Here is a 24,846-nt window from a genome sequence, read left to right as displayed (position 1 = left end):
CCGTCTATTCCTCGCCGATAAACAGCGACTGTTGCTTACGGAAACGTTGATCGCCGAGCTTGACCAGCATTTCTGCGACCCAGCGCCCAGAATCCGGCAGGGTCACCTCAGCGACATAATGCCCTGGTGACTGCTCACGCATGACATAGCTTTGGTCATCACGACTATTGGCCATGCGCCAGAAATTCAGCGTCAGTTCAGCCTGGCTGATAGGCTGGCCGTTTTCATCTTTCAATTCCACGCTGACCTTTTTTGGCTGGTCGGGGGCCAGGCTTTCAATATCGGCAAGCTTGAGTTGCCAACCCAGCGCCTGTTGTTGCTCCAACTGCTGCAAGTGGGGTTGGTAACTTTTATTGCGGTCATGCGGCATGACACCGGGGAAGCCAGTATGCACACGCTGATTTTCTGGGCTGGGCAAGAATACCGAGGTCAAGCTTTGAGGCAAGCCACGCCCGGCAATGGAAAGCAGGATGGCATTGGAGATCACCAGAAAAATAAAGAAACCGATGATGATTTTTGGTGCCCAGTGCAAGGTCTGCTGCTTCTGCCGCATGCCACCGAACACCCCCAACAAGCCAGCGTTGGCAAGGAATACCGCAAAATGAATTGCCAACACATCACCCCCACCCCAGTGCTGAGTGCTATAGACGATATACATGACAAAAGGAATGGCACCACTGAGCACTGCCGCCCAGAAATTGGCAAGACGTAGCGCCCGCAACAAAAAATAGAGGGCAATCGCAAACACCAGCCCACCAAACAGGGTCTCGGCTATCGACAATAAAGGAATCAGGCTCAGCATTATTTAGTAACTATGGTCTTGTAAATATGATTAGTGGCTATAGAAATTGGTTTTCACTACCACAGGCTCGGCTTCTGCCTGTGTGGGGATAATGATGAAGGAAAACTCCTTGGTATTACGCGCCTGCTCAGCGCTTAAGTCCACCTTGGCATTGAGGCTCAGGGTCTTACCCGCACGCACGCGTATTTGCGGAATATGGCCGATATCAAGCGCGTTTGGTGGTATGCCTTGCACCCTTAGCTCGTAGCGCTGTTCATGTTCGGTCTTGTTGATAATGTTGACCTGGTAGCGATTGCGCACGCTGCCATCGGACAGCATGACAAACAAAGGCTGCCTCACCTGCTGCACGCTGGCTTCGGTGGCATGGCGCGAGCCTATGTTATAGAACAGAATGCCAGTAGCAATCACCAGCGCCGCCGCATAACCCAACACCTTTGGCCGCTTCCATTCCATGCGGGGTGCATGCGGTGCGCTGCTGGCCAGGTTCTGCTCGGAGTCATAGCGTATCAATCCACGCGGTGACCCCACCGAATCCATAATGGTGTTGCAAGCATCTATGCATAAGCCGCAGGAAATGCATTGATACTGCAGACCATCGCGTATATCGATACCAGTGGGGCAAACCTGCACACAGAAACCACAGTCTATACAATCGCCATGACCACTGGCCTGGCGTTCTTCCCTAGTCTTCAGCCCCTTGGCCGGAGCCTTGCGCCCGGCACTGCCTTCGCCGCGCTTCGCATCGTAAGCCACTGCCAGGGTATCGGCTTCGTACATCACGCTCTGGAACCGCGCATAAGGGCACGCCAGTGTACAGATATGCTCACGCGACAAACCTGCCGCCACGTAGGTCGTAATGGTCAGCACCACTACCGTGATATAGCCCGCCTCAGCAGCACTGCCGTTGAATAACCTGGGAATAAAATCTGGCGCATAGGTGAAATAGCAGGCAAAAGTGACCCCAGTCCAGAACGAGACCAATACCATCAAGCCATGAGACGCGCCCATTTTGAGGATTTTTTCTGCATTCCATGGCTGTTTCATCAAGCGTAAACGCGCGGGTCGCTCACCCTGGATCATGCGCTCTATCATGATAAAGAGATCAGTCCACAGCGTCTGGAAACAGAAATAGCCACACCAGGCACGGCCTATGAGGCCAGTGGTGAAGAATAGCAACGCCGCTGCAATAAACAGCAGCATGGCCAGCCAGAAGATATCCTGGGGATAAACGACTAGATCGAAGATAAAGAAGCGACGTGCATCGAGATCGAACAGCAAGGCCTGACTAGCGCCTGTGCTCCTCTCCCATGGCATCCACGGCAATAGGAAATATACAGAATAGGCAATCACCATGACTGCCGTCTTGAAAGTGCGGAACTTGCCTTTTACAGAACGAGTGACAATGGGGATTTGCCGGTTGAGTAACGGTGATTTCTTGACACTGTTGACCGAGCTGCTGGCATCCATACGACTTAGTCATTACCCCCGTAAAGAATAAGATCGACGTTTCAGAACATCAGGGCCCACGCATTGCTGCGTGAGCCCTGGTTCAGGCATCGATTAGACAGGCACTGCTTGCATGCCTTGATTTAACGCTGAGTCAGCTTATCTACCGCCACCCAGGCTGTCATGTACATAGACCGTCAACAGCTTGATTTGTTCTGGCTTGAGACGGCCACCCCAGGTTGGCATCACGCCTCTGTCCAAACCTGCAGTAATCACGCGCTTCACTTCCGCCAGCTTGGCTTCTTGGCCAGACTTGCCGCCTACATCTGCCCATAGCCAGATCTTGTCGGTCAAGTTAGCAGAACCATCTGTGTATTACCCTTGGCTTCTGCGCCATGGCAGTAGTAGCAACCCGCGTCTTCGCTCTTGAACAGCTGAGCACCCGCAGTAGCTTGGGCAGCATCGTGCGGCTCACCCGACAAGCTCAGTACAAAGTGACCCAACTGCGTAATCTGCTGCTCGTTCAGTACCTCCTTGAACGCTGGCATGAAACCACGGCGGCCATGAACAATGGTCTGGTTGATTTCATCATAAGTGCCACCAAACTGCCAATGGTCATCGGTCAGATTAGGTGCAAAACCAATCTTGCCCTGACCACCTGCCTGATGGCAGGGTGCGCAGTTATCGGAGAACAAGGTCTTGCCAGCAGAGTTGACGAACTGCATCAGCTCAGCATCCTTGGCCACATCCTCGAAGGACATGGAGGCCACCTTGTCAAACCATTGCTTCTGGCTGGTCTGCATTTCGTTCATTTCATGCATGAACTTGGAACGCATATTCCAGTGCGTGGTTTTTTCCACTTCCTTGCCGTCTGCCGTCACCGCTTTGTAGGTAATGGTGTGCAAACCGGGAATACCCTTGGTGAACTGGTTGCCTATAGGCCAAGCTGGATAGAGCAGCCAGTAAACCACGGTAAAGATGAAAGTGATGTAGAAACCCCAGATCCACCAAGCGGGCAAGGGGTTGGTGTATTCCTCGATACCGTCCCAGCTATGACCAGTGGTCTTTGGGTTTGTCGTAGCCTTATCCTGACTCATACTGTTTTCCTAACTAAATTTCGTCATCTTGCAGCGGAATGTTCTTATGGCTTTCCAGCCTTTCGCCGCGTTGCTTGCTTCCGAAGACATAGAACAAGATGCCGCAGAACACGATGAAGAAAATTGCCAACGACAAAGGCTTGGTATTCTCAAATCGCGTAAACCAAAGCATCCATTCCATCATCTTTTCTCCTTAACGGAATTTGACGAAATAATCGTCGTCATACTTTTTGAAATCAACATGGTGCCTAGCACCTGCAGGTAGGCAATCAAGGCATCCAACTCAGTGATATTGCTTGGATCGGTATCATAGTTACCAAGCTGAGCCTGAGCGATCAGGTTCTTCTCTGCATCTGGAATGTGCAGGCTCTTGGCTACATCAGCACCAAAGTCTTTCACGTTGCGCTCGTACTCCGCCTTGCTGTTGGAGTAAGGCACGCCTGTAGTGCGCAATGCCTTGAGGCGCAATTCAATATCCGAGGTATCCAGCTTGGTAGTTGCCAACCATGGGTAATTAGGCATTACCGATTGCGGCACCAGGGAGCGCGGTGCAATCAAGTGCTGGGTATGCCAATCGTTGGAATACTTGCCACCCACACGCGCCAAATCAGGACCAGTACGCTTGGAACCCCATTGGAAGGGGTGATCGTACTTGGACTCTGCTGCGAGCGAGTAGTGGCCGTAACGCAGGGCTTCATCGCGGAAGGGACGTATCATCTGCGAATGGCAGAGGTAGCAACCTCACGGGTGTAAATATCACGGCCACGTTGTTCTAACGGTGTGTAGGGGCGCACGCCCTCAACCTTTTCCACCGTTTCCTTGATGAAGAACAGTGGGATGATTTCCACCATGCCACCCGCACTGATGGCGAGCATGGTGAACACCAGCAAGATGCCTAGGTTGCGCTCAATTTTGTCATGCTTCATGAATAACTCCAGTAACTTGTCTTTAACTCAACCGCATCAGGCTGCAGCGATGTTCAGGTCAGCGTGGGGAGCAGTGCTACCCTGGCGTATGGTTTTGAACATGTTGTAGCACATGATCAGCATGCCAGTGAGGAAGAAAGCCCCACCGACTGCACGCATGACATAGAACGGTTGTGCTGCCGCAACAGACTCGACAAAGGAATACTGCAAGTTACCGAAGTCATCGAAAGCACGCCACATCAGGCCTTGCATGATGCCGGAGATCCACATGGCGGTGATGTAGAGCAACACGCCTATCGTTGCCAGCCAGAAGTGCACATTGATCAAGCGCAGGCTGAACATCTGGGTGTTCCAGATACGTGGCACCAGGTGATACATACTGCCGAAGGTAATCATGCAACCCAGCCCAGCGCACCGGAGTGCACGTGACCTACGGTCCAGTCAGTGTAATGCGACAAGGCATTCACATCCTTGAGCGACATCATCGGGCCTTCAAAGGTGGACATGCCGTAGAAGGACAAGGCCACAATCAGGAAGCGGATCACAGGGTCAGTACGCAGCTTATCCCAGGCACCGGACAAGGTCATGATGCCGTTGATCATGCCGCCCCAAGATGGCAGCAACAACATGATGGAGAAGGTGGCAGCCAATGTGCCAGTCCAGTCAGGCAGCGCAGTCCAGTGCAAGTGGTGCGCACCCGCCCACATGTATAGGAAGATAATGGCCCAGAAGTGCAGAATGGACAGACGATAGGAGTAAACCGGACGACCAGCTTGTTTGGGCACAAAGTAGTACATCATGCCGAGGAAGGCCGCAGTCAGGAAGAAACCCACCGCATTGTGACCATACCACCACTGTGTCATGGCATCTTGAGTGCCAGAGAACAGGCTGTAGGACTCTAAGGAGAACAGCTTGATAGGCACTTGCAGGTTATTGAAGATGTGCAGCAGGGCTGTAGCCAGAATGAAGGCGAGGTAGAACCAGTTGGCCACATAGATATGTGGTTGTTTGCGCTTCATCAGGGTGCCGACATAAATGGCCAGATAGCTCACCCAAACCACCAGGATCAGCAAGTCAACTGGCCAAACCATTTCTGCGTACTCACGTGCCTGGGTGTAACCAAACATATAACCCAATGCTGAGAGCGCTACAGCCGTTTGCCAGCCCCAGAAGGTGAAGTTCGCCAGACGCTCGCCACCAAAGAGGCGGGCCTGACAGGTACGTTGCACCACATAGTAAGAGGTAGCAAACAAGGCGCTACCACCAAAGCCAAAGATCACGCCACTGGTATGCACCGGGCGCAAACGGCCAAACGTGATGTAGGCACTATCAAAATTCAGGAAGGGGAATGCCAGTTCGGAGGCGATATACACACCGACGAACATACCAATCGCCCCCCAGACCAAGGTCATGATGGCGAACTTGCGAATAATATCGTAATTATATTGTTCGCTAGTACCAACACCAGCAGTCGCGACGCTTGCCGTTGCCATTACTATCTCCTCACACAAAATCTATACTTGAAAAAATCCCAAAATTATATGCTCTATCCAATCGCTTGGACAAGAAAAACCCTAATAAAAGTGGGTAATATCATGTGCTAATTCCGCTGGCGTTTGATCATGCCGTAAAAACGCGCGAATTTTTCCTTCCCGGTCAAACACATATACGCCAGCACTATGATCCATGGTATAGGAGTCACCATCTTCTGTCGCTTGCTTGCGATAGACCGCTCGGTAATTTCTTGCCGCCTCTTTCAGCTGCGCTGGCGTACCGACAAGTCCTAAAAAGTCAGGATGAAACGACGGCACATACTGCGCCAGGATTTCCTGAGTGTCACGCTCCGGGTCTACGGTAATGAACAGTACTTGCACATCCCTGGACTTATCCCCAAGCAGTTTCATTGCACTCGCCAGAGACATCATTGTCGTGGGGCACACATCCGGGCAACGCGTATAGCCAAAGAAAACCGCGACCAACTTACCCTTAAAATCATCGAGATGCCTAAGTCGCCCCATGTGATCAGTGAGCGTAAATTGCCCATTGATGCTGGAACCCGTGACATCCGTACCCACCAAGAAATCTGTCTGCGGCGCCGGGCCACAGCCCAGCAACAGCAAACTTAAACCCATGCAAAATTGTTTTAGCACCCTACCCTCGATTTGTTGTGCCAACCTGATTGAACATTATCAGCTAGGCGAGCATTTACTCCAATCAAGGGCAGAGTTGCACTCAATTAAAAACGCTTACCAAAACCAAAGCCTACAACCCAGGGGTTGATATCCAGACTGTCGATCTTGGGGCCATTCTTCAATTTGACGTCGGTATCTATCCACAAATATTTAATATCAGCATTGATCAGCCAGCCATCAGCCAGGTTGTAGTCAAAACCAGCCTGCAAAGCAGGGCCCCAGCTATTGCGCTCAACACGGATATCCTGATCCAACTGATCGGAATGCAGACCGTTATCCATGAAACGGGTGTAATTCACACCAGCGCCTACATAAGGATCAAAGGTTTGGTCAGGACGGAAATGCCACTGCGCAGTCAGCGTAGGTGGCAGCAGATTGACTGAACCCAGCCCTTCGCTAGCGACACCGTTAGCTCCCTTGATACCCACGTTATGCCGCGTACCTAGCGCCAACACCAGTTCCAGCGCGATGTTTTTGGTGACATAGTAGGAAATATCCAACTCGGGAATCACCTTATCGCTTACTTCCAGCTTGGAGCCAGCGCCAGCACCGAGCAGAGAATTGGTGTAATCACCCAAACGGCTATCTTCATTTGGGCTGACGTTAACCGCACGCGCCCGCACCACCCAATCACCAGCCTCAGCCATTGCTGCCGCAGGCACCATTAATGCACAGACCAACATCATTGTTTGCTTGATTTTCATTTTATTGCACTCTCCAGAATTACCCACAAAAATCCTATGGGTTTGATTCTACCCCCATTACCCATAATTTAAAAGTGGTTAATAGCTTATTAATTTAGTCAACTAATATAACAAGACATCAATCCGACCATTTTTATAGCTTAAAACCGGGGAGGCAGCCCATCGATCAAAGCCAACACTAGCGCGCTTGCTAATGAATTTTTCTTGATGCTGCTATCCAATACAAGGCCTTGCGCTTACAATAAGAGTTTTGACCGCACTAAGTAATGGAGAAGCAAGATGTCGATGGCTGACCGCGATGGTCTGATTTGGTATGACGGTAAAATGGTACCTTGGCGCGATGCCACAACCCATGTACTCACCCACACCTTGCACTACGGCATGGGCGTATTTGAAGGTGTGCGCGCTTACAAGACTGACAAGGGTACGGCCATTTTCCGCCTGCAGGACCACACTGACCGCCTGTTCCGCTCGGCTCACATCCTGGGGATGAAGATGCCTTTCGACAAGGCCACACTGCTAGAAGCGCAAATTGCCGCATTCCGCGAGAACAAGCTGGAATCTGGCTATATGCGCCCAATGGCGTTCTATGGTGCAGAAGCCATGGGTATTTCTGCCAAGACGCTGTCTACCCACGTTATCGTTGCTGCCTGGAAATGGGGCGCTTACATGGGTGACGATGCCATCAAGCACGGCATTCGCGTCAAGACTTCTTCCTTCGCCCGCCATCATGTGAACATTCATATGTGTAAGGCCAAGGCCAACGGTAACTATATGAACTCCATCCTGGCTCACCAGGAAGCGGCAGCCGATGGCTATGATGAAGCCTTGTTGCTGGACGTTGATGGCTTTGTTGCCGAAGGTTCAGGTGAAAACATTTTCATCATTCGCAACAACAAGATCTACACGCCTGACCTCACCAGTGCACTGGAAGGCATCACGCGCGACACAGTTGTTCAGCTAGCTACCGAGTTTGGCTATCAAATCATTGAAAAGCGTATCACTCGCGATGAAGTCTATTCCGCAGATGAAGCTTTCTTCACTGGCACTGCCGCTGAAGTAACGCCTATCCGCGAACTCGACAACCGCGCGATTGGTGCAGGCACCCGTGCCCTATCACTGAGAAGCTGCAATCCAAGTACTTCGACGTAGTACATGGCCGCTCACCTGAGCATATTGGCTGGCTAACCCTGGTTTAATTCTGACGAGAGCTTGTAATGGCTGACGATATCAAGGAAATTGAAATCAGTGCTGCGGATTTACCGCTGCATTGCCCGACCAAGGAAGTGCCCTATGGTGTTCTCACCCGCGGGTATTTCTTGATATCGCCGCCAGTGGCGCTGCCATGTGCCCTTATTGCGGTACTAAATACAAGCTCAAGGCAGGCGAAGTGGTCAGTCACCACTAGCGCATCAAAACCTAAAATATAAAAGCCGGATTTATCCGGCTTTTATATTTCCATTCTCAGCGCTCCGTCACATCGTGAGCTTAGGCCTGCGTATATCAAAGACCAAGCGCCGCTCAGCGCATACTTGCCAGTATGGCCTCGATATCCAAGGCCTGATCATCGCGCCAACCTTGCAGCTTACCCGCAGCTTGCAAAGGTGAAATCAAACTTGATTCCTCCAGCCTGTGTTGCAAATGTCTGGCCACTGCCGCCCCGGTATCAATCAAGGTGACTTGCGGCCCCGCGATCTCGGCAATCAAGGGCCGGACAAAAGGATAATGAGTACAACCCAGCACCAGAGTATCGGCACCTGCCTCTAGCAAGGGTGTGACATATTGCGCTACCAAAGCACGTGTACTGGCAGCATCCAGTTCGCCACGTTCCACACACTCAACCAGCCCCACACAGGCCTGGGTAACCACCTGGATATGCTGACCATAATTGGCCAGCAAGGCGGCAAACTGGGCACTTTTCAAGGTGCCCGTAGTGGCCAGCACCCCGATGACACCCGTCTTGGTCGCAGCCGCAGCAGGCTTGACCGCAGGCTCCATGCCTATAATCGGCAAGGTGTATTCCTGGCGCAGGGTTTGAATCGCAGCCGCAGTGGCAGTGTTGCAGGCCACGACGATAGCCTTAGCCCCATGCGCCAGCAAAAACTCCGTCAGCACGCGTGAGCGCTGAATAATGAATTCGGCTGATTGGCCACCATAAGGTGCATGCTGCGAATCGGCAAAATAAAGCAAATCCTCGTGGGGCAAATGTTCACGTATATGCCGCAGCACGGAAAGACCGCCGATGCCGGAATCAAAGATACCGATCGGGCTTGAAGCGTTAGCGACTGGCTGCATGATGAGGAAGTGGGCTGCGTGACATTGGGAACCACAGCAGTTTACCCAAGCTTATGCCTGCTAGCCAGTTTGCAGATGGGTTTACAATAACGCCCTTTACAGCACTGCTTGTGACTGATGGAAAAATGAGGAATTGAACATGGCAAATCGCTTGAGCAAAATCTACACGCGCACTGGCGATGATGGCAGCACTGGGCTGGGCGATGGCAGTCGGGTCAGCAAGAATGATCTACGCGTGGAAGCCATGGGCAATATTGATGAACTGAATGCGGTGATTGGCCTATTGCTGACAGAAGCGCTCAGCCCTAGCATCAATGACACCTTAGTCCGCATACAGCATGATTTATTCGACCTGGGGGGTGAACTCTCCATCCCAGGCCATGTATTACTGGGCCAGCATAGAATTGCGGAGCTTGAACAAGCGCTGGATTCTTTCAACGCCAATTTGGCACCGTTGAAGGAATTTATCTTGCCAGGCGGCTGCGTGGTGCGGCCACATGTCATTTGGCACGCACCGTTTGCCGCCGCTGCGAGCGTATATTGATCAGCCTGCAGAGTGAGCAGGCCATCAGCCCAAGCGCCTTGCCTTATATCAACCGTTTATCCGACCTGCTATTTGTACTGGCCAGACTCATCAACTATGAAGCAGGCCTGCCCGATGTGTTGTGGCAGCACCAGCGCTGATGCCACAGCAACAGACAACAGCTTATATACAAGCAGAATATATCAATAGAATAATAAAATATTTTTAATTATTTACATTCATTGTTACAGTGCGAGCATCTTTCACAGGACGCCATTAAAAAGCACGCCCTCATGCCGATAACAAGCTTAATTTCAACGCTGGGTATCATCACCATGAATGCGTCCTGCCTCATTCCCCTGGCCGAGCAACAGCCCAAGCAGCGCTGTTGCGCCCGGCCTGGCATGAACACCTACTGAATTACCAGCGGTTCAAATTTTTCACGAGACAATACATGGCTTGTCTACCAGTCAGCTGGGTGGCGGCCATACATACAGGGAGAACTATCTTGTTCAAAAAAACTGGAATCATCCAGCTACTTATCGCCAGCGGCTTGGCACTTAGCAGCAGTTACGGCTACTCAGCTGAAGAAGCCAGCGCATCCTCTAGCACACTCAGCGCCGAGGAGCTCGATCAACAGGAACGAATCAAGGCGCGCAAGGCCGAACTCAAAGCTGAGGCGGCTGCAGCCAAGAAAGCAGAAGTAGGTTATTGGGTTGCCCCGCGTGCCTACGGAACGACACGTGAAAGCGAACCCCCAAAGTTCGTCAAGCCCATCAACAAGACCTGGCTCAAGGACTATACCGATATAGACTGGCTGGACGTCGGTGCTGACTACCGCTTCCGTTATGAAAACCGTGAAAACGATTTCCGCCGTGGCGTTAATGTCACCGACGAGCCATTCCTGCTGCGTTCACGTATTTATGTTGCCGTGCGCAACAAATTTGACCCTCTGCGTTTCACCTTGGAAGCTGAAGATGCTCGCCGCAATCACAGTAATTTTGCCCGAGATAACCGCGATGTAGACTTGGCTGAACCTATCCAGGCTTATGCAGAACTTTACTTCAAGGACTTCCTACCCAAAGATGACCTGGGTGCAGAACGCCCTGTCAGCATCAAAGCGGGTCGTATGGCTTTCGAGCAGTTGGATAGACGTCTGATTGCACGTAACGAATGGCGTAACACCACCAATACTTTCCAGGGCTTCCGTGCCACCATCGGTCAGCACCGCAATGACTGGGAACTGGATCTGTTGGCGCTACAACCCATCGTGCGCTTTACCGAAGAGCTTAACCAGCGCGACAAGGCGCAATGGTTCTACGGTGCGGTGTTTGATTGGCGCAAGTGGTCTGACGTCATCACGCTGTCCCCATCCTACTTCTACCTCAAGCAGGATGGTGATGAAGTCAAATACACCGCCAACGGGGTACCAGCAACCGCAGCACAACGCATAGATCGCGAAATTCACACAGCAGGCCTGCGTGGCTATGGCGTGGTAGGTAAGACTGGCTTCGATTATGACGCCAGCTACTACCGCCAGTGGGGTGAAGACGGCACACGCGATCAACGTGCGTATTCCTACGTTGCAGAAGTTGGCTACACCGCTGAACATGCCTGGAAGCCCCGTTTCAGCGCCAACTACGGAGTAGCCAGCGGTAACAAGCAAGGCACCACTGGTACCACTGAGCGCTTTGACCGTCTGTTCGGCTTTGCCCGCCCTTGGTCCAGCAATGATTACATCCAGATGGAAAACATTAACGCTACAAAGATCCGTGCAGAGTTCAGCCCCTTCACTGGTGTCAATATCGATACCGGTTACAGCTGGTACAAACTGGATAGCGCCACTGACCGTTGGGGTGCGGGTAACAACCTGCAAGACACTACTGGCAGAAGCGGTCGCGATCTGGGTGAAGAATGGGATCTGCGTGTACGCTTCCCAGTCGTAGACAAAGTCTCGGCCAACGTGGGTTACGCCTACTTCAAGGGCGGTGATTTTGTTCAGAATGCCGCTGCAACGCGTAATCGCAAAGACACTTCCAACTTCTTCTACGTAGAGTTGACCGTCAGCGCGTTCTAAACCCCGTACTCTAGTTCTGTATACCTCCATTCTCGGGAATGCCTCAGGCATTCCTTTTTTTTGCCTATTTATCCAGCTAGATCAACTTTTATTGCTGAGGTTAATCTCTAGCAATTCAATATTCCAATTCAAGCTAAAAATATAAAAACAAATTATTTTTAACTATTTAAGCTTCTTGCTACAGTGCCAGTCATCCCATTGAACGCCGCCAAGGACAACAACATGTCACAAGAATCTACTCGCCGCGCCAGCAACGAAGTGGTGGAAGAAATCCTCCGCTCCATCGACCTGCTGCGCTTTGGCTCTATCGAGATCACAGTCCATGACGGCCGGGTAACGCAGATAGAGCGTAGAGAAAAGGTGCGATTCAATCAGGAGCCGCAGAAGCTCAAAGCACCACTAAGCAGTGCCGCAAATAACTAAAGCAAAAAACTAAAACTATTAAACGAGACAAAGGATTTTCATGAACCGCCTGTTACCCAGCCTTTCCGGCCTGATCACCATCGCCGCCCTGGCTAGCCCATGGTCTGCATTGGCTGCAGACATTACCTTGCTCAACGTGTCTTACGACCCTACACGCGAGCTTTATCAAGAATACAACGCTGCATTCGCCAAATACTGGCAAGCCAAGACTGGTGACAAGGTCACCATCAAGCTTCGCACGGCGGTTCCGGCAAACAGGCACGCTCCGTGATTGACGGCTTACAGGCCGACGTAGTCACGCTAGCACTGGCTTATGACGTGGATGCACTGTACGAAAAAGGCAAGCTGATAGACCCTAAGTGGATCAGCCGCCTGCCTGACAACAGCTCCCCTTACACCTCCACCATCGTGTTCTTGGTGCGCAAGGGCAACCCCAAGAACATCAAGGACTGGGATGACTTGGCCAAGCCTGGCATCAAGGTTGTGACCCCCAACCCCAAAACTTCTGGCGGTGCACGCTGGAATTACCTGGCTGCATGGGCTTATGGCCTCAAGCACTTCAACAACGATGAAGCCAAGACCCGTGACTTCCTCAGCAAGATTCTGAAAAACGTCCCGGTGCTGGATTCCGGCGCGCGTGGTGCGACCACTACATTTGTAGAACGTGGCATTGGTGATGTACTGCTGGCCTGGGAAAACGAAGCTTTTCTGGCACAAAAGGAACTCGGCCCAGACAAGTTTGAGATCGTTGCCCCTTCACTCTCTATCTTGGCTGAGCCTTCGGTTTCTGTCGTGGATAAGGTGATAGACAAGCGCGGCACTCGCAAGGTGCTGAAGCTTATCTTGAGCACCTTTACAGCGAAGAAGGCCAGGAAATCGCCGCCAAGAACTACTACCGCCCACGTCTGGAATCTGTGGCCAAGAAGTACGAAAAAACCTTCCCCAAGCTGAACCTGGTGACCATAGATGGCGCATTTGGTGGTTGGCAAAAGGCTCAAAAGACCCACTTTGCTGATGGCGGGACTTTTGATCAGATTTACCAACAGTAAGCCTTAAGATTTACCAGCAATAAGCTTCAAGCACTTTCTTGATTAGCAGGCGGTGTCAGGCAAAACCTGGCACCGCCGATAAAAAGGAGACTCTCATCATGAGTACTGCGTTAATTGTAGGTGGTGACCAGATTGATGGCATCAAGCAGGAATTATCCAATTTCGGCATTACGCATATCAATCACTGGTCTGGCCGCAAGGTCGGCGATGGCAAAAAAGTCATTCCGCATGATACAGACCTGATTGTGCTGATCACCGACTGGATCAGCCATACCTTCACCCACAAGATCAAGCAGAACGCTGCCAAGCGTGGCCTGCGCATCGTCTACACACCCAATGGCCCGGCTGCATTGCGTACCCGCTTGCAACAGATAAACCCGGACTATGTGCTGGAGGCAGAATGTACAGCCCCCGAGTTTTCCCTACAGTGGCAAGGCCGCAAGCCAGGCAAGTCATTGAATTAGGGTCTCCCATCGCAGTTAGCAGCATCTCGCTCAAACGCAGGAAAGTCAGAAGTTAGTCAAAGGAGTTTTACCATGGCAATACATGCAATCAATGTACGTAACCAATTTCGCGGCAGGATCAAAGAAATCGTCGTTGGTCCGGTCGTCTCTGAAGTCGATGTGGAAACGCCCGTCGGCATCGTCACCTCAGTGGTGACCACACGTTCTGTCAACGAACTCAATCTGCAGGTAGGCACTGAAGTGCTGGCCTTGATCAAGGCTACTGAAGTTTCTTTGGCCAAGGTTTAAAACCTTTCAGCCTAAAGTTTAGTTTTGCATAATGAAAAAGCCAGGGTTAAACCCTGGCTTTTTTATTGCTCGCTTGTTATTGCCCGGCTAGCGCCGGGCAGATACAGATTTACTACCGCTTGATTACCGCTTGGCAGAAGCCAGTCGCAGCAAGGCCGATTGCAGGATGTCGATTTCACCATAGGTGTTGTAGAACGCCAGTGATGGTCGCACCGTGGTTTCCACGCCGAATCTGCGCAAGATAGGCTGGGCGCAATGGTGACCAGAACGAACGGCTATGCCTTCCTGATTCAAGGCCGCACCCACTTCCTCGCTCTTGTAACCGTGCAGGTTGAAGGACAAGACACTGGCCTTGTTTTGCGCGGTGCCTATCAAACGTATACCTGGCACTTTGTTCAAGGCAGCGGTGGCATATTCCAGCAACTCATGCTCGTAGCGCGCGATGTTTTCTATGCCCAGACGCTCCACATACTCCAGTGCGGCACCCATGCCAACAGCATCGGCAATATTGCCAGTACCTGCCTCAAACTTGGCAGGGGCACCGTGATAGACCGTCTTTTCAAAAGTCACATCCTGAATCATATTGCCGCCACCTTGCCAGGCAGGCATATCATCCAGCACCTCAGGCTTGCCATATAAAGCGCCTATGCCTGTGGGGCCAAAGATCTTGTGGCCTGAGAACACCAGGAAATCGCAATCCAGTTGCTGCACGTCAGTCCGCATATGCGATACCGATTGCGCGCCATCCAGCAATACCTTGGCGCCAGCAGCGTGTGCCATGGCAATCATTTCACGCGCAGGCGTCACAGTGCCCAGGGCATTCGACACCTGAGTGAAAGACACCAGCTTGGTACGCGAGGTCAGCAACTTCTGGTATTCATCCAGCAATACCTGACCGCTGTCATCCACCGGCACCACCTTGAGCTTGGCCCCAGTTTCCTGGCATAGCTGCTGCCAGGGAACGATATTGGCGTGATGCTCAAGATTGGTGACGATAATCTCATCGCCCTCACCCAGATGCTTGCGCCCCCAGGTTTTGGCCACCAGATTGATCGCTTCTGTCGTGCCGCGTACAAAGACGATGTTATTGACCGAAGGCGCATTGATAAAACGCCTTACGGTTTCACGTGCGCCTTCGTAGGCATCGGTCGCGCGTGCTGCCAGTTCATGCGCAGCGCGGTGGATATTGGAGTTTTCGTGCTGGTAGAAATAGCTCAGCCTGTCGATCACCACCTGCGGCTTCTGCGTAGTGGCCGCATTATCCAGCCAGATTAATGGCCTGCCATTCACCAGCTCGCGCAAGATGGGGAAATCCTTGCGTACCAGGTTGGCATCAAACGGCGGATGCGCAGATGTTGCCACCGCAGGCACTCCGGCCACATCACTCAGGAAGTAATAAGAGCCAGATTTAGCTGCAGGTTTAGCAGCCGGATTAGCGTGTGAACCTGCAGAATGCGGGGTAGCGACTGGGCTAGCCCCATTGCCTGCACCCAGCTAGCTGGTGAAATCAGCAAGTCCTGCAAGTCTACCGCGTAAGGAATCTCCATATTGCCGAGCAAGGTGCTGATATCCAGCGGATTATTGCTAGGTACGCTACCAGCACCAGGCACAGGGCCAACCGCTTCCACACGCTCCTGGCTAAAGGCATCCGGCAAGTCCGAAGGTGATACACCTAAGCTGGGGGTCGCGAATGGCAGTGTTTCAGCCCCCGGCACCACATTGCCAACAGCAGGCAAGCCTGTAGGCACAGCCGAAACCGCAGAAGGCGCCTGTGGCACTTGCGCACCTATGCTGGGGCTACCCGCGCCATAAGGCGCAGCCGAATCGGTCAGCGAAGCCGTGGATGGAAAAGACTCACGCCCGGGAAAACCCTGGGAGTAGAGTTCATTGGCAATGCGCGTCAATTCATCGATATCCAGGTGGCCGGAATGCTGCGCCTCGCGCCCCACGGCCACGGCAGCGGCCATGCGTGGGTGATCGCCGGGCGCTGCGGCCAAAATGGCCTCGGGCTCGAACGAAGATAAGTCGTTGAAGTTACTTGTAGTCATAGTAGTTGCCTACGTCTACATTCTCCAACACGGCAATCGCATCTTCGGTCAACACCGCCAGCGAGCAATACAGGGAAACCAGGTAAGAAGCGATCGCCTTGTGGTTGATGCCCATGAACCTGACGGAAAGACCCATGCTTTGTTGACCTGGCAGGTTAGGCTGATACAAACCTACCACGCCTTGACGGCTTTCACCTGTGCGCAACAAGAGGATATTGGTCTTGCCCTTGGTCACACGCAGCTTGTCGCAAGGAATCAAAGGAATACCGCGCCAAGTGATGAACTGGGAACCAAACAGGCTGACGGTAGGCGGTGGTACACCACGGCGTGTGCACTCGCGGCCAAACGCGGCAATCGCTTGCGGGTGAGCCAGGAAGAAAGCAGGCTCTTTCCATACACGTGAAATCAGCTCATCAAAATCGTCAGGGGTTGGCGAGCCAGTGCGCGACTTCACCTTTTGGCTATCGGCCACATTGTGCAGCAGGCCGTATTCCTTGTTATTGATCAGTTCGCTTTCCTGGCGTTCCTTGACGGTTTCTATGGTCAGGCGCAGTTGTTCGCGGATCTGGTTGTGTGGGCTGCTGTAAAGATCAGAAATACGGGTGTGTACATCCACCACTGTGTTGACGGCATTCAGTACATACTCACGGCCCCACTCTTCGTAATCAACAAAGGTCGCAGGCAACTCGCGCTCATCCTTGGCGGAGCAATCCACCTCAACCTGGTGGTTATCCTTGACCTTGTTAACACGGTAAATACCGGCTTCTACGGGCACCCATTGCAAGAGGTGCACCAGCCAGCGCGGCGTGATGGCACCCAGCATGGGCACGGTTTTAGTAGCATTCGCCAGCGTACGTGCTGCCACGTCTCCCAGCGCGGTATGGCCTTGATGAATATCCGACATGTGATGCTCTCCTTAAAAAATCAATGGTTACACAGCGGCCTGCAAGCAAGCCTTATTGCTGAAATGCACTTGGGCTCTCTGTGGCTGCCTCAAGCTATTGCGAACTACGTGTTGCAGCAGGCGCGGCTTCGCGCATTTGCGCCTGCGTGATATTGCTGTTTGGCGGCACGGTATACGTCAGCCAGACATTGCCACCTATGACAGAACCGTGCCCTATGGTGATGCGCCCCAAAATAGTGGCCCCTGCGTAAATCACCACATCATCTTCCACTACAGGGTGGCGGGCATGGCCCTTCACCAGACTGCCATCGGCTTCAACTGGGAAGCGCTTGGCCCCCAGCGTCACTGCCTGATAAAGCCGCACATGCTTGCCTATAACGCAGGTTTCCCCGATGACCACGCCAGTGCCATGATCAATAAAGAAACCCTCATCTATGCTGGCACCCGGTGTATATCTATGCCTGTGGCTGAGTGGGCAATCTCGGTGATGATGCGTGCCACCAGCGGTACGCCCAACTGATGCAGCACATGCGCAATCCGATAATGAATGATGGCGTTGATACCGGGGTAGCACACCAGCACTTCGTCTACGCTACGCGCGGCGGGGTCGCCCTCGAAAGCGGCGCGGATATCGCTATCCAGCAACAAACGCACCTGCGGCAAGCGCGCGGCAAAGTCACGCACCAGGCTGAGCGCCCGACTCCGAGGCTGTACCGCGGCATCTACCTTGTCGGCGGCAAAATCCAGCTCCAGACGCACTTGCGCCACCAGCTCACGCAAAGCCACATCCAGGGTATGGCCAACAAAATAATCTATGCCTTCTTCACGCAAATCGGGCAGGCCGAGGCGATTGGGGAATAAGGCTGCTCCCAGCCCTTCCACCACGTCTGCCAAGGCCTTGCGCGCAGGCAATTTGGGGGGGCGGTTACGGCGATTACGGTGTTCCAGCGAAGCCAGGCGTACATCGCGCAAGGCACTGACCACCTGACTGATTCCCAGGGCATCTGCCTGATCTACAGGCTCTGTCGGCTCTGGTGCATCTGTGGCTTGCGTGGTTTGTGTTTCATCTATCATCTAAACATTCCAGCAGGGCTAAGATTTCAAAAAGCATACAAAAACACTGGTACTGATTCTCTAAACGCACTGCAAAGCGTGCGGCAAAAAACAAAAAAGCCAGCCATCTCTCAAGATGGCTGGCTTCCGGTGGTCCGGTCAGCAAAAATATCTAGCGTTTGATCTTGCAAACTAGGCATGCAACTTATCCCTTTGCCAGGCAAAATTAAGGATAGGATTCAGGCAATGCTTACCCTGCGTCATCATCATCCACTGGTGGTGGTCTGGCAGATAGGCTTGGGCTGTTATACGGTGCTGGATTTAATACTATATTCGGTGTGTTGCAATTCAATGCAGGACAAGGTGACGGTGGCTACATTGAATCTTGAATCAGTTAAGTAATGCCTTATGCATGGTAATGCAAACTGGGCAATAATCGTAGCCTAACACATATTCAATTGCCTTATATGGTTATTCCAAAAAAATATATAGAGCACAGTAATTTTAATAACTTTTTTGCTTAATCATATTCAACTATATTCTTTTACATTATTTTTAATCTTACTTATAGTGCGAGCTATTCCGCTCCGCCCCAACTCTTGAGGTCTTTATGTCAATAAGAAAAATACTGGCGATCAGTCTGCTGACTTTCGCTGGCCTGGCCCATGCCGACACTACTTTGCTCAACGTCTCTTACGATGTCACGCGTGAGTTCTATAAGGATTTCAATCCGGCTTTCAGCAAGTTCTGGAAGCAAAAAACCGGGGAAGCCGTCACCATCAACCAATCCCATGGCGGTTCCAGCAAGCAGGCACGTGCAGTGGCCGATGGCTTGCAGGCCGATATCATTTCCATGAATCAAAGCAATGACATCGACATTCTGTTTGAGCGCGGCAAGCTGATTCCCGCCGATTGGCAAAAACGCCTGCCCAATGCCAGCTCACCCACTACATCCACCACCGTGTTTCTGGTGCGCAAGGGCAACCCCAAGCAGATCAAGGACTGGGATGATCTGGTCAAGCCAGGTGTAGGCGTGGTGATCCCTAACCCCAAGACTTCTGGTAATGGTCGTTACAGCTATCTGGCTGCCTGGGGTGCCGTGATCAAAAAAGGCGGCGATGAAACCAAGGCGCGCAATTTCGTGGCCAAGCTATTCAAGAATGTGCCAGTACTAGACACTGGTGGCCGCGGTGCTACCACCACTTTTGTCCAACGTGGCATAGGTGATGTGCTGCTGACTTTTGAGAATGAAGTCTTCCTCATCAAGAAGGAACTGGGCAATGACCAATTTGATGTGGTTTACCCTTCAGCCAGCATACTGGCCGAGAACCCTATCGCTCTGGTAGACAAAGTCGTAGATAAGCGCAAATCACGCGCCGTGGCTCAAGCCTATCTTGAATTCCATTACTCGGAAGAAGGCCAGGAAATTGCCGCACGTCACTATTTGCGCCCACGCTCCAGCGCTGTGCTGGCAGCCCATAAAGCCGATTTCAAGAACATAGAGCTATTCACTGTCGATGAATTGTTCGGTGGCTGGCAAAAGGCGCAGAAAACGCATTTTGCTGATGGTGGCGTATTCGACCAGATTTACACCAATTAAGACATAGCTAGACCAGACCAAGCCCCCCCCAGGTCAGATAGCAAAGCCATGTGAGCCAGTTAAGCCCTGGCTGACACATAAGGATGCAGCATGAGTAAACACAGCCAAGCAAACAGCAAAAGCAATTCCCCCTCTATAGATCAACTCAAGAGTCAGTTACGTGAGTCACTGTATCTTGACCTCGATGAATATGGTCTGGAAGAACAGGCCAGCGGGGAGTTCAACAGCACGTTTCTGGGTTTGCAGCTCAATAGTGCTTTCCAGCCGCTATATGACAGCGAGGCGGGCGATCTGATTGGGCATGAAGCTTTTCTGCGTCCATCCCTGGGCGGGCAGCAGACCATCAGCCCGGAGTTTGCCTTCAGCTTTGCCGCGCAAATTGGCAAGTTGGTCAAATTTGATCGCGTAGCACGTACACTGCACGTACTGAATTTCCGCCAGATTTATGCTGAAAAAGGCCTGCTGTTCCTCAATGTGCACCCCAGCCTGCTGATTAGCGTCAACGCCCACGGCAAGGTATTCGAGCGCATCCTGCATTCCAACTCAGTACCCACAGACCGTGTGGTGATTGAGATTCAGGAAAGCGTGGTCGAGCACGAAAACCAGCTGGCCGATGCCATAGAAAATTACAACGAGCGCGGCTACCGCATTGCTATTGATAACTTTGGCAACAAGCACTCGCATCTTGAACGCTTGTGGAAACTATCGCCGGAGTTCGTCAAGTTCGATACCAGCCTGATCAAGGAAGCAGAACGCAGCCCACGGGTACGCAAGATACTGCCAGGCCTGATTCAACTGGTGCGTGATATAGGTGCGCAACCTGTGATTACTGGCATTGAGTCACAAACTGGCCTGGAAATCGCCATCGCTTCTGGCAGCACGCTATTGCAGGGTTATTTCCTTGGCCAGCCAGTCACCGCGCATGAGCTGCAACCAACCGAGGCCCTCAAGCCCACACTCAAGCTCAACAAGCGCGCTGCAGCCTGAGTCAGCATCTGCTGTGCAAACCGCATAAACATCACAGGAAATAACACGCGGCTATAATGATATAGAAACATATTATTTTTCCCCGCATGGCGCTTCTGCTACATTCTCGCCTGCTTGAGCAAGCCTCCACTGGACTGATTGAACGATATGGCCTCCCATAAACAAAAGAATGTACTTCCCGGTTTCAATCTATCCCTGGGCTATACCCTGCTTTACCTTAGCCTGATTGTATTGATTCCACTCGCTGCCGCTTTTATCAAAACAACTGAGTTTACCCTGGCCGAATTCTGGCACGTAGTCACCACGCCACGCGTGATTGCCTCGTATAAGCTCACCTTTGGCGCGGCTTTCCTTGCTGCTGTGATTAATGCCTTCTTTGGTTTATTAACCGCCTGGGTGCTGACACGCTACACCTTCCCCGGCAAAAAGCTGGTAGATGCCCTGGTTGACCTACCCTTCGCCTTGCCTACAGCGGTGGCGGGTATTGCCTTGACTGCGGTTTACTCCGCCAATGGCTGGCTGGGCAGCATACTGGAACCCAACGGCATCAAGGTCGCCTTTACACCCCTGGGTGTAGTGGTGGCGCTCACCTTTATTGGGCTGCCTTTTGTTGTACGTACCGTCCAACCCGTGCTGGAAGACCTGGAAGCTGAAACCGAAGAAGCCGCTGCCAGCCTGGGTGCCAATCGCTGGCAAACCTTCCGCCGCGTGATTCTGCCCGCGCTCTGGCCAGCGCTGCTGACTGGCTTTGCCCTGGCGTTTGCGCGAGCGATTGGTGAGTACGGCTCAGTGATTTTCATTGCCGGCAATATGCCCATGGTGTCTGAAATCACGCCGCTCATCATCATCACCAAGCTAGAACAATATGACTACACAGGGGCTACTGCCGTCGCTGTGGTCATGCTGGTCATTTCCTTCCTCCTGCTGCTGAGCATCAACGGCCTGCAATGGTGGAGCAGCCGCCGTAACAGCGTTTCGCGCTAGAAAATAGAGGGAAAACACATGTCATCCACTGTTTCACAACTCGCCAAGTACCAAGCCAAGGTCGCGCATAATCGCGCCACCTCAGAGCCTGCCTGGGTACGCTGGACGCTGATTATCACGCGCTGCTGTTTTTGAGCCTGTTCCTGTTCATTCCACTGGCTGCTGTATTCACCGAAGCCCTGCGCAAGGGTTTTGAGACCTATATTGCCGCACTGGTAGAACCTGATGCCTTATCCGCCATCAAGCTGACCTTGATTGCTGCGGCTATTTCGCTGCCATTGAATCTGGTATTCGGTGTGGCGGCTGCCTGGGCAATTGCCAAATTCGAGTTCAAGGGCAAAAGCATACTGATCACCCTGATCGATCTGCCATTTGCGGTTTCACCCGTGATTGCAGGTTTGATTTATGTGCTGATCTTCGGCTTGCAGGGCTGGTTTGGTGAATGGCTGATAGACCATGATCTCAAAGTCATCTTTGCGATTCCGGGCATAGTATTGGCTACTATCTTCGTTACCTTCCCCTTTATTGCCCGCGAGCTGATTCCGCTGATGCAGGCACAGGGCAAGGAAGAAGAAGAAGCTGGCCTGGTGCTGGGCGCCTCCGGCTGGCAGATTCTCTGGCATATCACCCTGCCGAATATCAAGTGGGGGCTGCTCTATGGCGTGATCCTTACCAATGCGCGCGCCATGGGTGAATTTGGTGCGGTATCGGTAGTATCCGGCCATATCCGCGGCCTGACCAACACCATGCCCTTGCATGTGGAAATTCTGTATAACGAATACAACTACGCAGCCGCTTTTGCGGTGGCTTCACTATTGGCATTCCTCGCCCTGATTACACTGGGCCTCAAGTCCTATATCGAATGGCAGAGCGGCCGCAGCGCCAAGGCCAGCGAGAAGGCATCGGATGAATAAGGCAGTATTTACCCGCACTACGGTCACAAGGATGACATCATGAGCATAGCAATCCGTAACATCAAAAAAGAGTTTGGCAGCTTCACCGCCCTCAACAACGTCAGCCTCGATGTCCCCAGTGGCGAACTCGTGGCCCTGCTCGGCCCCTCCGGTTGCGGCAAAACTACCCTGCTGCGCATCATTGCCGGGCTGGAATCGCCAGATAATGGCAGCATCCACTTCCATGGTCAGGAAGCCACCGAGCGCGATGTGCGTGAGCGCCAGGTCGGTTTCGTCTTCCAGCACTATGCGCTGTTCCGCCATATGACGGTATTTGAGAACGTGGCTTTCGGCCTGCGTGTGCGCCCGAAGAAAACCCGCCCCACCGAAGCCGAAATTCATAGACGCGTGCATCAACTATTGGAGCTGGTACAACTGGACTGGCTGGCAGATAGATACCCGCCGCAACTCTCCGGTGGTCAGCGCCAACGTATCGCGCTAGCACGTGCTTTGGCGGTAGAGCCCAAGGTTCTGCTGCTGGATGAGCCGTTTGGTGCCCTGGATGCCAAAGTACGTAAAGACCTGCGCCGCTGGTTGCGCCGCCTGCATGACGAATTGCACATCACCAGCGTGTTTGTGACGCACGATCAGGAAGAAGCGCTGGAAGTGGCTGACCGTATCGTGGTGATGAACCAAGGCCGTATTGAACAGATAGGCTCGCCACAGGAAGTCTATGACAACCCGGCCTCGCCCTTTGTCTACAAATTCCTCGGCAATGTGAACCAGTTCCATAGCCGCGTAAACGAAGGTCAGGCCCATATCGGCGATCTGGCTTTCAGCCTGAATGATCACCATAGCGTGCAGAACAGTGATGCGCTGGCTTATGTACGTCCGCATGATATTGACGTATTTACCCAGCAAAACGGCCAGGCCACGCTGCATGCCGTTGTCAGCTACATTCACGCCGCTGGCCCACTGGTCAGGCTGGAGTTGCAGCCCGTCAACGAAAGTGACGTCATCGAGGCAGAAATCACGCGCGAACGTTTCCGTGAGCTGGAGTTGAGCCAAGGCAGCCATGTCTATCTCAAACCGCGCACTGTGCAGGTCTTCCTCAACAGCAAAGCCAGCTAGGGTATAGCGCGTCATGACGCTGGACTGGGCTAGCTTCACTCCCTGGAGCGCCTTGCTGGCGGCATGTTGATAGGCTTGGCCGCCGCCATGCTAATTATGTTCAATGGGCGCATTGCGGGTATCAGCGGCATCTTGTCCGGCTGGCTGGTGCAACCGAGATCAGGCTGGCGGCTGGCATTTCTGCTGGGCCTGATCATTTCGCCCGTGCTCTGGTCATGGCTGGGCACACTCCCGGCCACGCATGCCATTCATAATCCCTGGCAAATCCTGTTGGCTGGCTTGCTGGTCGGCATAGGTACGCGCTTGGCACAGGGCTGTACCAGCGGCCATGGCGTTTGTGGCCTGGCAAGACTCTCCCCGCGTTCACTTCTGGCAACTGTACTGTTTATGGCAGCAGGTTTTGTCACCGTGTTTCTGCTACGTCATGGATGGCATTAATCATGCACGCTTGCGCTGAGATGCTTACCCTCTCCCCACCCCAGCCACTATCTAGCAAGAAGCTACCATGTCATTACTGAGTGCATTGATCAGTGGCTTGCTGTTCGGTGCCGGACTCATACTCTCAGGCATGGGCAACCCTGCCAAAGTGTTGGCTTTTCTCGACCTGGCTGGTGCCTGGGACCCTTCCCTTGCCCTGGTGATGGTGGGTGCAATCAGCGTCGCTTTTCCGGCATTTCACTGGGCTAAACGCCAGCCCAAGCACACCAGTTTGCTGGGCAAGCCCATCACCCTGCCACAGCGGCCTGTGGCTGACCGCAAACTCATTGTAGGCGCTGTACTGTTTGGCATAGGCTGGGGTTTGGCGGGTTACTGCCCCGGCCCAGCCCTGGCAACCCTGCTCAGCGCAGGCTGGCCCGCTATTCTGTTTGTGATTGCCTTGCTAACTGGTCTGCTGATTGTGGAGTGCTATTCCGCACGCCATCCCTAGCGCATGCGCTTGTTCCTTACAAGCTTTTGAAT

Annotated in this window: 19 protein-coding genes and 9 pseudogenes; 15 read left to right on the top strand and 13 right to left on the bottom strand. The window is 52.7% G+C overall.

The features are described 5' to 3' along the window. Positions 1-4: 4 nt before the first annotated feature. The 9 genes and pseudogenes from JCM2850_RS07415 to JCM2850_RS07380 all read right to left on the bottom strand — a co-directional run bounded on the left by JCM2850_RS07415 (position 5) and on the right by JCM2850_RS07380 (position 7,167). Positions 5-802: a FixH family protein gene (locus JCM2850_RS07415; protein WP_025870858.1), complete on the bottom strand. Its 798-nt coding sequence runs from the start codon at positions 800-802 to the stop codon at positions 5-7. A gap of 30 nt (positions 803-832) precedes the next feature. Next, a complete protein-coding gene (ccoG, locus tag JCM2850_RS07410; protein WP_025870856.1) occupies positions 833-2,269 on the bottom strand; it encodes a cytochrome c oxidase accessory protein CcoG in 1,437 nt (478 codons plus the stop codon). A 138-nt stretch (positions 2,270-2,407) separates the two neighbouring features. Further along, entirely contained in the window at positions 2,408-2,602 is a 195-nt protein-coding gene (locus JCM2850_RS22600) for a hypothetical protein (RefSeq protein WP_234406155.1), read from the bottom strand. Continuing rightward, on the bottom strand, positions 2,599-3,345 hold the full coding sequence (ccoP, locus tag JCM2850_RS17905) for a cytochrome-c oxidase, cbb3-type subunit III (protein ID WP_234406154.1): 747 nt from the start codon (positions 3,343-3,345) through the stop codon (positions 2,599-2,601). The genes JCM2850_RS22600 and ccoP overlap by 4 nt, the downstream gene beginning before the upstream one ends. 13 nt (positions 3,346-3,358) lie before the next feature. Continuing rightward, positions 3,359-3,529 carry a cbb3-type cytochrome c oxidase subunit 3 gene (locus tag JCM2850_RS20975; protein WP_369384856.1) on the bottom strand — a complete coding sequence of 57 codons (171 nt, stop codon included), beginning with the start codon at positions 3,527-3,529 and terminating at the stop codon, positions 3,359-3,361. Positions 3,530-3,538: 9 nt separating this feature from the next. Further along, positions 3,539-4,271 (bottom strand): annotated as a pseudogene (gene ccoO / locus JCM2850_RS17900) (cytochrome-c oxidase, cbb3-type subunit II). Between the two features lie 36 nt (positions 4,272-4,307). Then, a pseudogene (gene ccoN, locus JCM2850_RS17895) lies at positions 4,308-5,764 on the bottom strand (cytochrome-c oxidase, cbb3-type subunit I). A gap of 81 nt (positions 5,765-5,845) precedes the next feature. Then, positions 5,846-6,445, bottom strand: coding sequence for an SCO family protein (locus JCM2850_RS07385; protein WP_234406153.1), 600 nt, complete (start codon positions 6,443-6,445; stop codon positions 5,846-5,848). Positions 6,446-6,507: 62 nt separating this feature from the next. Beyond that, positions 6,508-7,167, bottom strand: coding sequence for an OmpW/AlkL family protein (locus tag JCM2850_RS07380; RefSeq protein WP_025870852.1), 660 nt, complete (start codon positions 7,165-7,167; stop codon positions 6,508-6,510). 279 nt (positions 7,168-7,446) lie between these two features. Here JCM2850_RS07380 and JCM2850_RS17890 point away from each other — a divergent pair. Together JCM2850_RS17890 and JCM2850_RS20970 are read left to right on the top strand one after the other, a co-directional pair. After that, positions 7,447-8,366, top strand: a pseudogene (locus JCM2850_RS17890) (branched-chain amino acid transaminase). A gap of 18 nt (positions 8,367-8,384) precedes the next feature. After that, positions 8,385-8,575, top strand: a pseudogene (locus JCM2850_RS20970) (zinc-finger domain-containing protein). Positions 8,576-8,688: 113 nt separating this feature from the next. On the opposite strand, the gene murI reads toward JCM2850_RS20970, so the two are convergent. After that, on the bottom strand, positions 8,689-9,462 hold the full coding sequence (murI, locus tag JCM2850_RS17885; RefSeq protein WP_036265749.1) for a glutamate racemase: 774 nt from the start codon (positions 9,460-9,462) through the stop codon (positions 8,689-8,691). A gap of 139 nt (positions 9,463-9,601) precedes the next feature. On the opposite strand from murI, the pseudogene JCM2850_RS17880 reads away from it, so the two are divergent. From JCM2850_RS17880 to JCM2850_RS07340, 6 genes and pseudogenes are all read left to right on the top strand, one after another. Then, positions 9,602-10,146: pseudogene (locus JCM2850_RS17880) on the top strand (cob(I)yrinic acid a,c-diamide adenosyltransferase). Between the two features lie 347 nt (positions 10,147-10,493). Continuing rightward, positions 10,494-12,062 (top strand): alginate export family protein, encoded by a 1,569-nt coding sequence (locus JCM2850_RS07360; protein WP_025870850.1) that lies wholly within the window; start codon positions 10,494-10,496, stop codon positions 12,060-12,062. A gap of 222 nt (positions 12,063-12,284) precedes the next feature. Then, the gene (locus JCM2850_RS07355; RefSeq protein ID WP_025870848.1) at positions 12,285-12,485 is read left to right on the top strand and encodes a YezD family protein; all 201 of its coding nucleotides are present in this window, start codon (positions 12,285-12,287) and stop codon (positions 12,483-12,485) included. A 40-nt stretch (positions 12,486-12,525) separates the two neighbouring features. Continuing rightward, positions 12,526-13,534: pseudogene (locus JCM2850_RS17875) on the top strand (sulfate ABC transporter substrate-binding protein). A 98-nt stretch (positions 13,535-13,632) separates the two neighbouring features. After that, on the top strand, positions 13,633-13,998 hold the full coding sequence (locus JCM2850_RS17870) for a DUF2325 domain-containing protein (protein WP_025870846.1): 366 nt from the start codon (positions 13,633-13,635) through the stop codon (positions 13,996-13,998). A gap of 72 nt (positions 13,999-14,070) precedes the next feature. After that, positions 14,071-14,286: a TOBE domain-containing protein gene (locus JCM2850_RS07340; RefSeq protein ID WP_025870844.1), complete on the top strand. Its 216-nt coding sequence runs from the start codon at positions 14,071-14,073 to the stop codon at positions 14,284-14,286. A 123-nt stretch (positions 14,287-14,409) separates the two neighbouring features. Here JCM2850_RS07340 and JCM2850_RS07335 read toward each other — a convergent pair. The 3 genes and pseudogenes from JCM2850_RS07335 to epsC form a co-directional block, all read right to left on the bottom strand. Beyond that, positions 14,410-16,334 (bottom strand): annotated as a pseudogene (locus JCM2850_RS07335) (family 2A encapsulin nanocompartment cargo protein cysteine desulfurase). Beyond that, positions 16,321-17,238, bottom strand: coding sequence for a family 2A encapsulin nanocompartment shell protein (locus JCM2850_RS07325; RefSeq protein ID WP_025870838.1), 918 nt, complete (start codon positions 17,236-17,238; stop codon positions 16,321-16,323). The pseudogene JCM2850_RS07335 and the gene JCM2850_RS07325 overlap by 14 nt, the downstream one beginning before the upstream one ends. Before the next feature lie 94 nt (positions 17,239-17,332). Continuing rightward, positions 17,333-18,312: pseudogene (gene epsC / locus JCM2850_RS17865) on the bottom strand (serine O-acetyltransferase EpsC). A 589-nt stretch (positions 18,313-18,901) separates the two neighbouring features. Here epsC and JCM2850_RS07310 point away from each other — a divergent pair. From JCM2850_RS07310 to JCM2850_RS07280, 7 genes and pseudogenes are all read left to right on the top strand, one after another. Then, entirely contained in the window at positions 18,902-19,891 is a 990-nt protein-coding gene (locus JCM2850_RS07310; protein ID WP_025870834.1) for a sulfate ABC transporter substrate-binding protein, read from the top strand. Between the two features lie 90 nt (positions 19,892-19,981). Further along, the gene (locus tag JCM2850_RS07305) at positions 19,982-20,878 is read left to right on the top strand and encodes an EAL domain-containing protein (RefSeq protein WP_025870833.1); all 897 of its coding nucleotides are present in this window, start codon (positions 19,982-19,984) and stop codon (positions 20,876-20,878) included. A 147-nt stretch (positions 20,879-21,025) separates the two neighbouring features. Beyond that, positions 21,026-21,862: a sulfate ABC transporter permease subunit CysT gene (cysT, locus tag JCM2850_RS07300; RefSeq protein ID WP_025870831.1), complete on the top strand. Its 837-nt coding sequence runs from the start codon at positions 21,026-21,028 to the stop codon at positions 21,860-21,862. A gap of 18 nt (positions 21,863-21,880) precedes the next feature. Next, a pseudogene (cysW, locus tag JCM2850_RS17860) lies at positions 21,881-22,776 on the top strand (sulfate ABC transporter permease subunit CysW). A 39-nt stretch (positions 22,777-22,815) separates the two neighbouring features. Beyond that, positions 22,816-23,886 carry a sulfate/molybdate ABC transporter ATP-binding protein gene (locus JCM2850_RS07290; protein WP_025870829.1) on the top strand — a complete coding sequence of 357 codons (1,071 nt, stop codon included), beginning with the start codon at positions 22,816-22,818 and terminating at the stop codon, positions 23,884-23,886. Between the two features lie 63 nt (positions 23,887-23,949). Then, positions 23,950-24,324, top strand: a complete 375-nt coding sequence (locus JCM2850_RS17855) for a YeeE/YedE family protein (RefSeq protein WP_199898271.1) — start codon at positions 23,950-23,952, stop codon at positions 24,322-24,324. A 67-nt stretch (positions 24,325-24,391) separates the two neighbouring features. Further along, a complete protein-coding gene (locus tag JCM2850_RS07280; protein WP_025870827.1) occupies positions 24,392-24,814 on the top strand; it encodes a DUF6691 family protein in 423 nt (140 codons plus the stop codon). Positions 24,815-24,846 lie beyond the last annotated feature (32 nt).

The sequence above is a fragment of the Methylobacillus glycogenes JCM 2850 genome, from assembly GCF_000617925.1.
GTDB classification, from domain to species: domain Bacteria; phylum Pseudomonadota; class Gammaproteobacteria; order Burkholderiales; family Methylophilaceae; genus Methylobacillus; species Methylobacillus glycogenes.
The sequence above is the reverse complement of the archived record's forward strand: the minus strand, read 5'-3'. Positions and strand labels throughout refer to the sequence as shown.

Excerpts from the sequence above, each read along its gene's own strand:
- JCM2850_RS07415 (WP_025870858.1), bottom strand. The coding sequence starts at position 802 with ATGCTGAGCCTGATTCCTTTATTGTCGATAGCCGAGACCCTGTTTGGT.
- ccoG (WP_025870856.1), bottom strand. The coding sequence starts at position 2,269 with ATGGATGCCAGCAGCTCGGTCAACAGTGTCAAGAAATCACCGTTACTC.
- ccoP (WP_234406154.1), bottom strand. The coding sequence starts at position 3,345 with ATGAGTCAGGATAAGGCTACGACAAACCCAAAGACCACTGGTCATAGC.
- JCM2850_RS20975 (WP_369384856.1), bottom strand. The coding sequence starts at position 3,529 with ATGATGGAATGGATGCTTTGGTTTACGCGATTTGAGAATACCAAGCCT.
- JCM2850_RS07380 (WP_025870852.1), bottom strand. The coding sequence starts at position 7,167 with ATGAAAATCAAGCAAACAATGATGTTGGTCTGTGCATTAATGGTGCCT.
- murI (WP_036265749.1), bottom strand. The coding sequence starts at position 9,462 with ATGCAGCCAGTCGCTAACGCTTCAAGCCCGATCGGTATCTTTGATTCC.
- JCM2850_RS07355 (WP_025870848.1), top strand. The coding sequence starts at position 12,285 with ATGTCACAAGAATCTACTCGCCGCGCCAGCAACGAAGTGGTGGAAGAA.
- JCM2850_RS17870 (WP_025870846.1), top strand. The coding sequence starts at position 13,633 with ATGAGTACTGCGTTAATTGTAGGTGGTGACCAGATTGATGGCATCAAG.
- JCM2850_RS07340 (WP_025870844.1), top strand. The coding sequence starts at position 14,071 with ATGGCAATACATGCAATCAATGTACGTAACCAATTTCGCGGCAGGATC.
- JCM2850_RS07325 (WP_025870838.1), bottom strand. The coding sequence starts at position 17,238 with ATGTCGGATATTCATCAAGGCCATACCGCGCTGGGAGACGTGGCAGCA.
- JCM2850_RS07310 (WP_025870834.1), top strand. The coding sequence starts at position 18,902 with ATGTCAATAAGAAAAATACTGGCGATCAGTCTGCTGACTTTCGCTGGC.
- JCM2850_RS07305 (WP_025870833.1), top strand. The coding sequence starts at position 19,982 with ATGAGTAAACACAGCCAAGCAAACAGCAAAAGCAATTCCCCCTCTATA.
- cysT (WP_025870831.1), top strand. The coding sequence starts at position 21,026 with ATGGCCTCCCATAAACAAAAGAATGTACTTCCCGGTTTCAATCTATCC.
- JCM2850_RS07290 (WP_025870829.1), top strand. The coding sequence starts at position 22,816 with ATGAGCATAGCAATCCGTAACATCAAAAAAGAGTTTGGCAGCTTCACC.
- JCM2850_RS17855 (WP_199898271.1), top strand. The coding sequence starts at position 23,950 with ATGTTGATAGGCTTGGCCGCCGCCATGCTAATTATGTTCAATGGGCGC.
- JCM2850_RS07280 (WP_025870827.1), top strand. The coding sequence starts at position 24,392 with ATGTCATTACTGAGTGCATTGATCAGTGGCTTGCTGTTCGGTGCCGGA.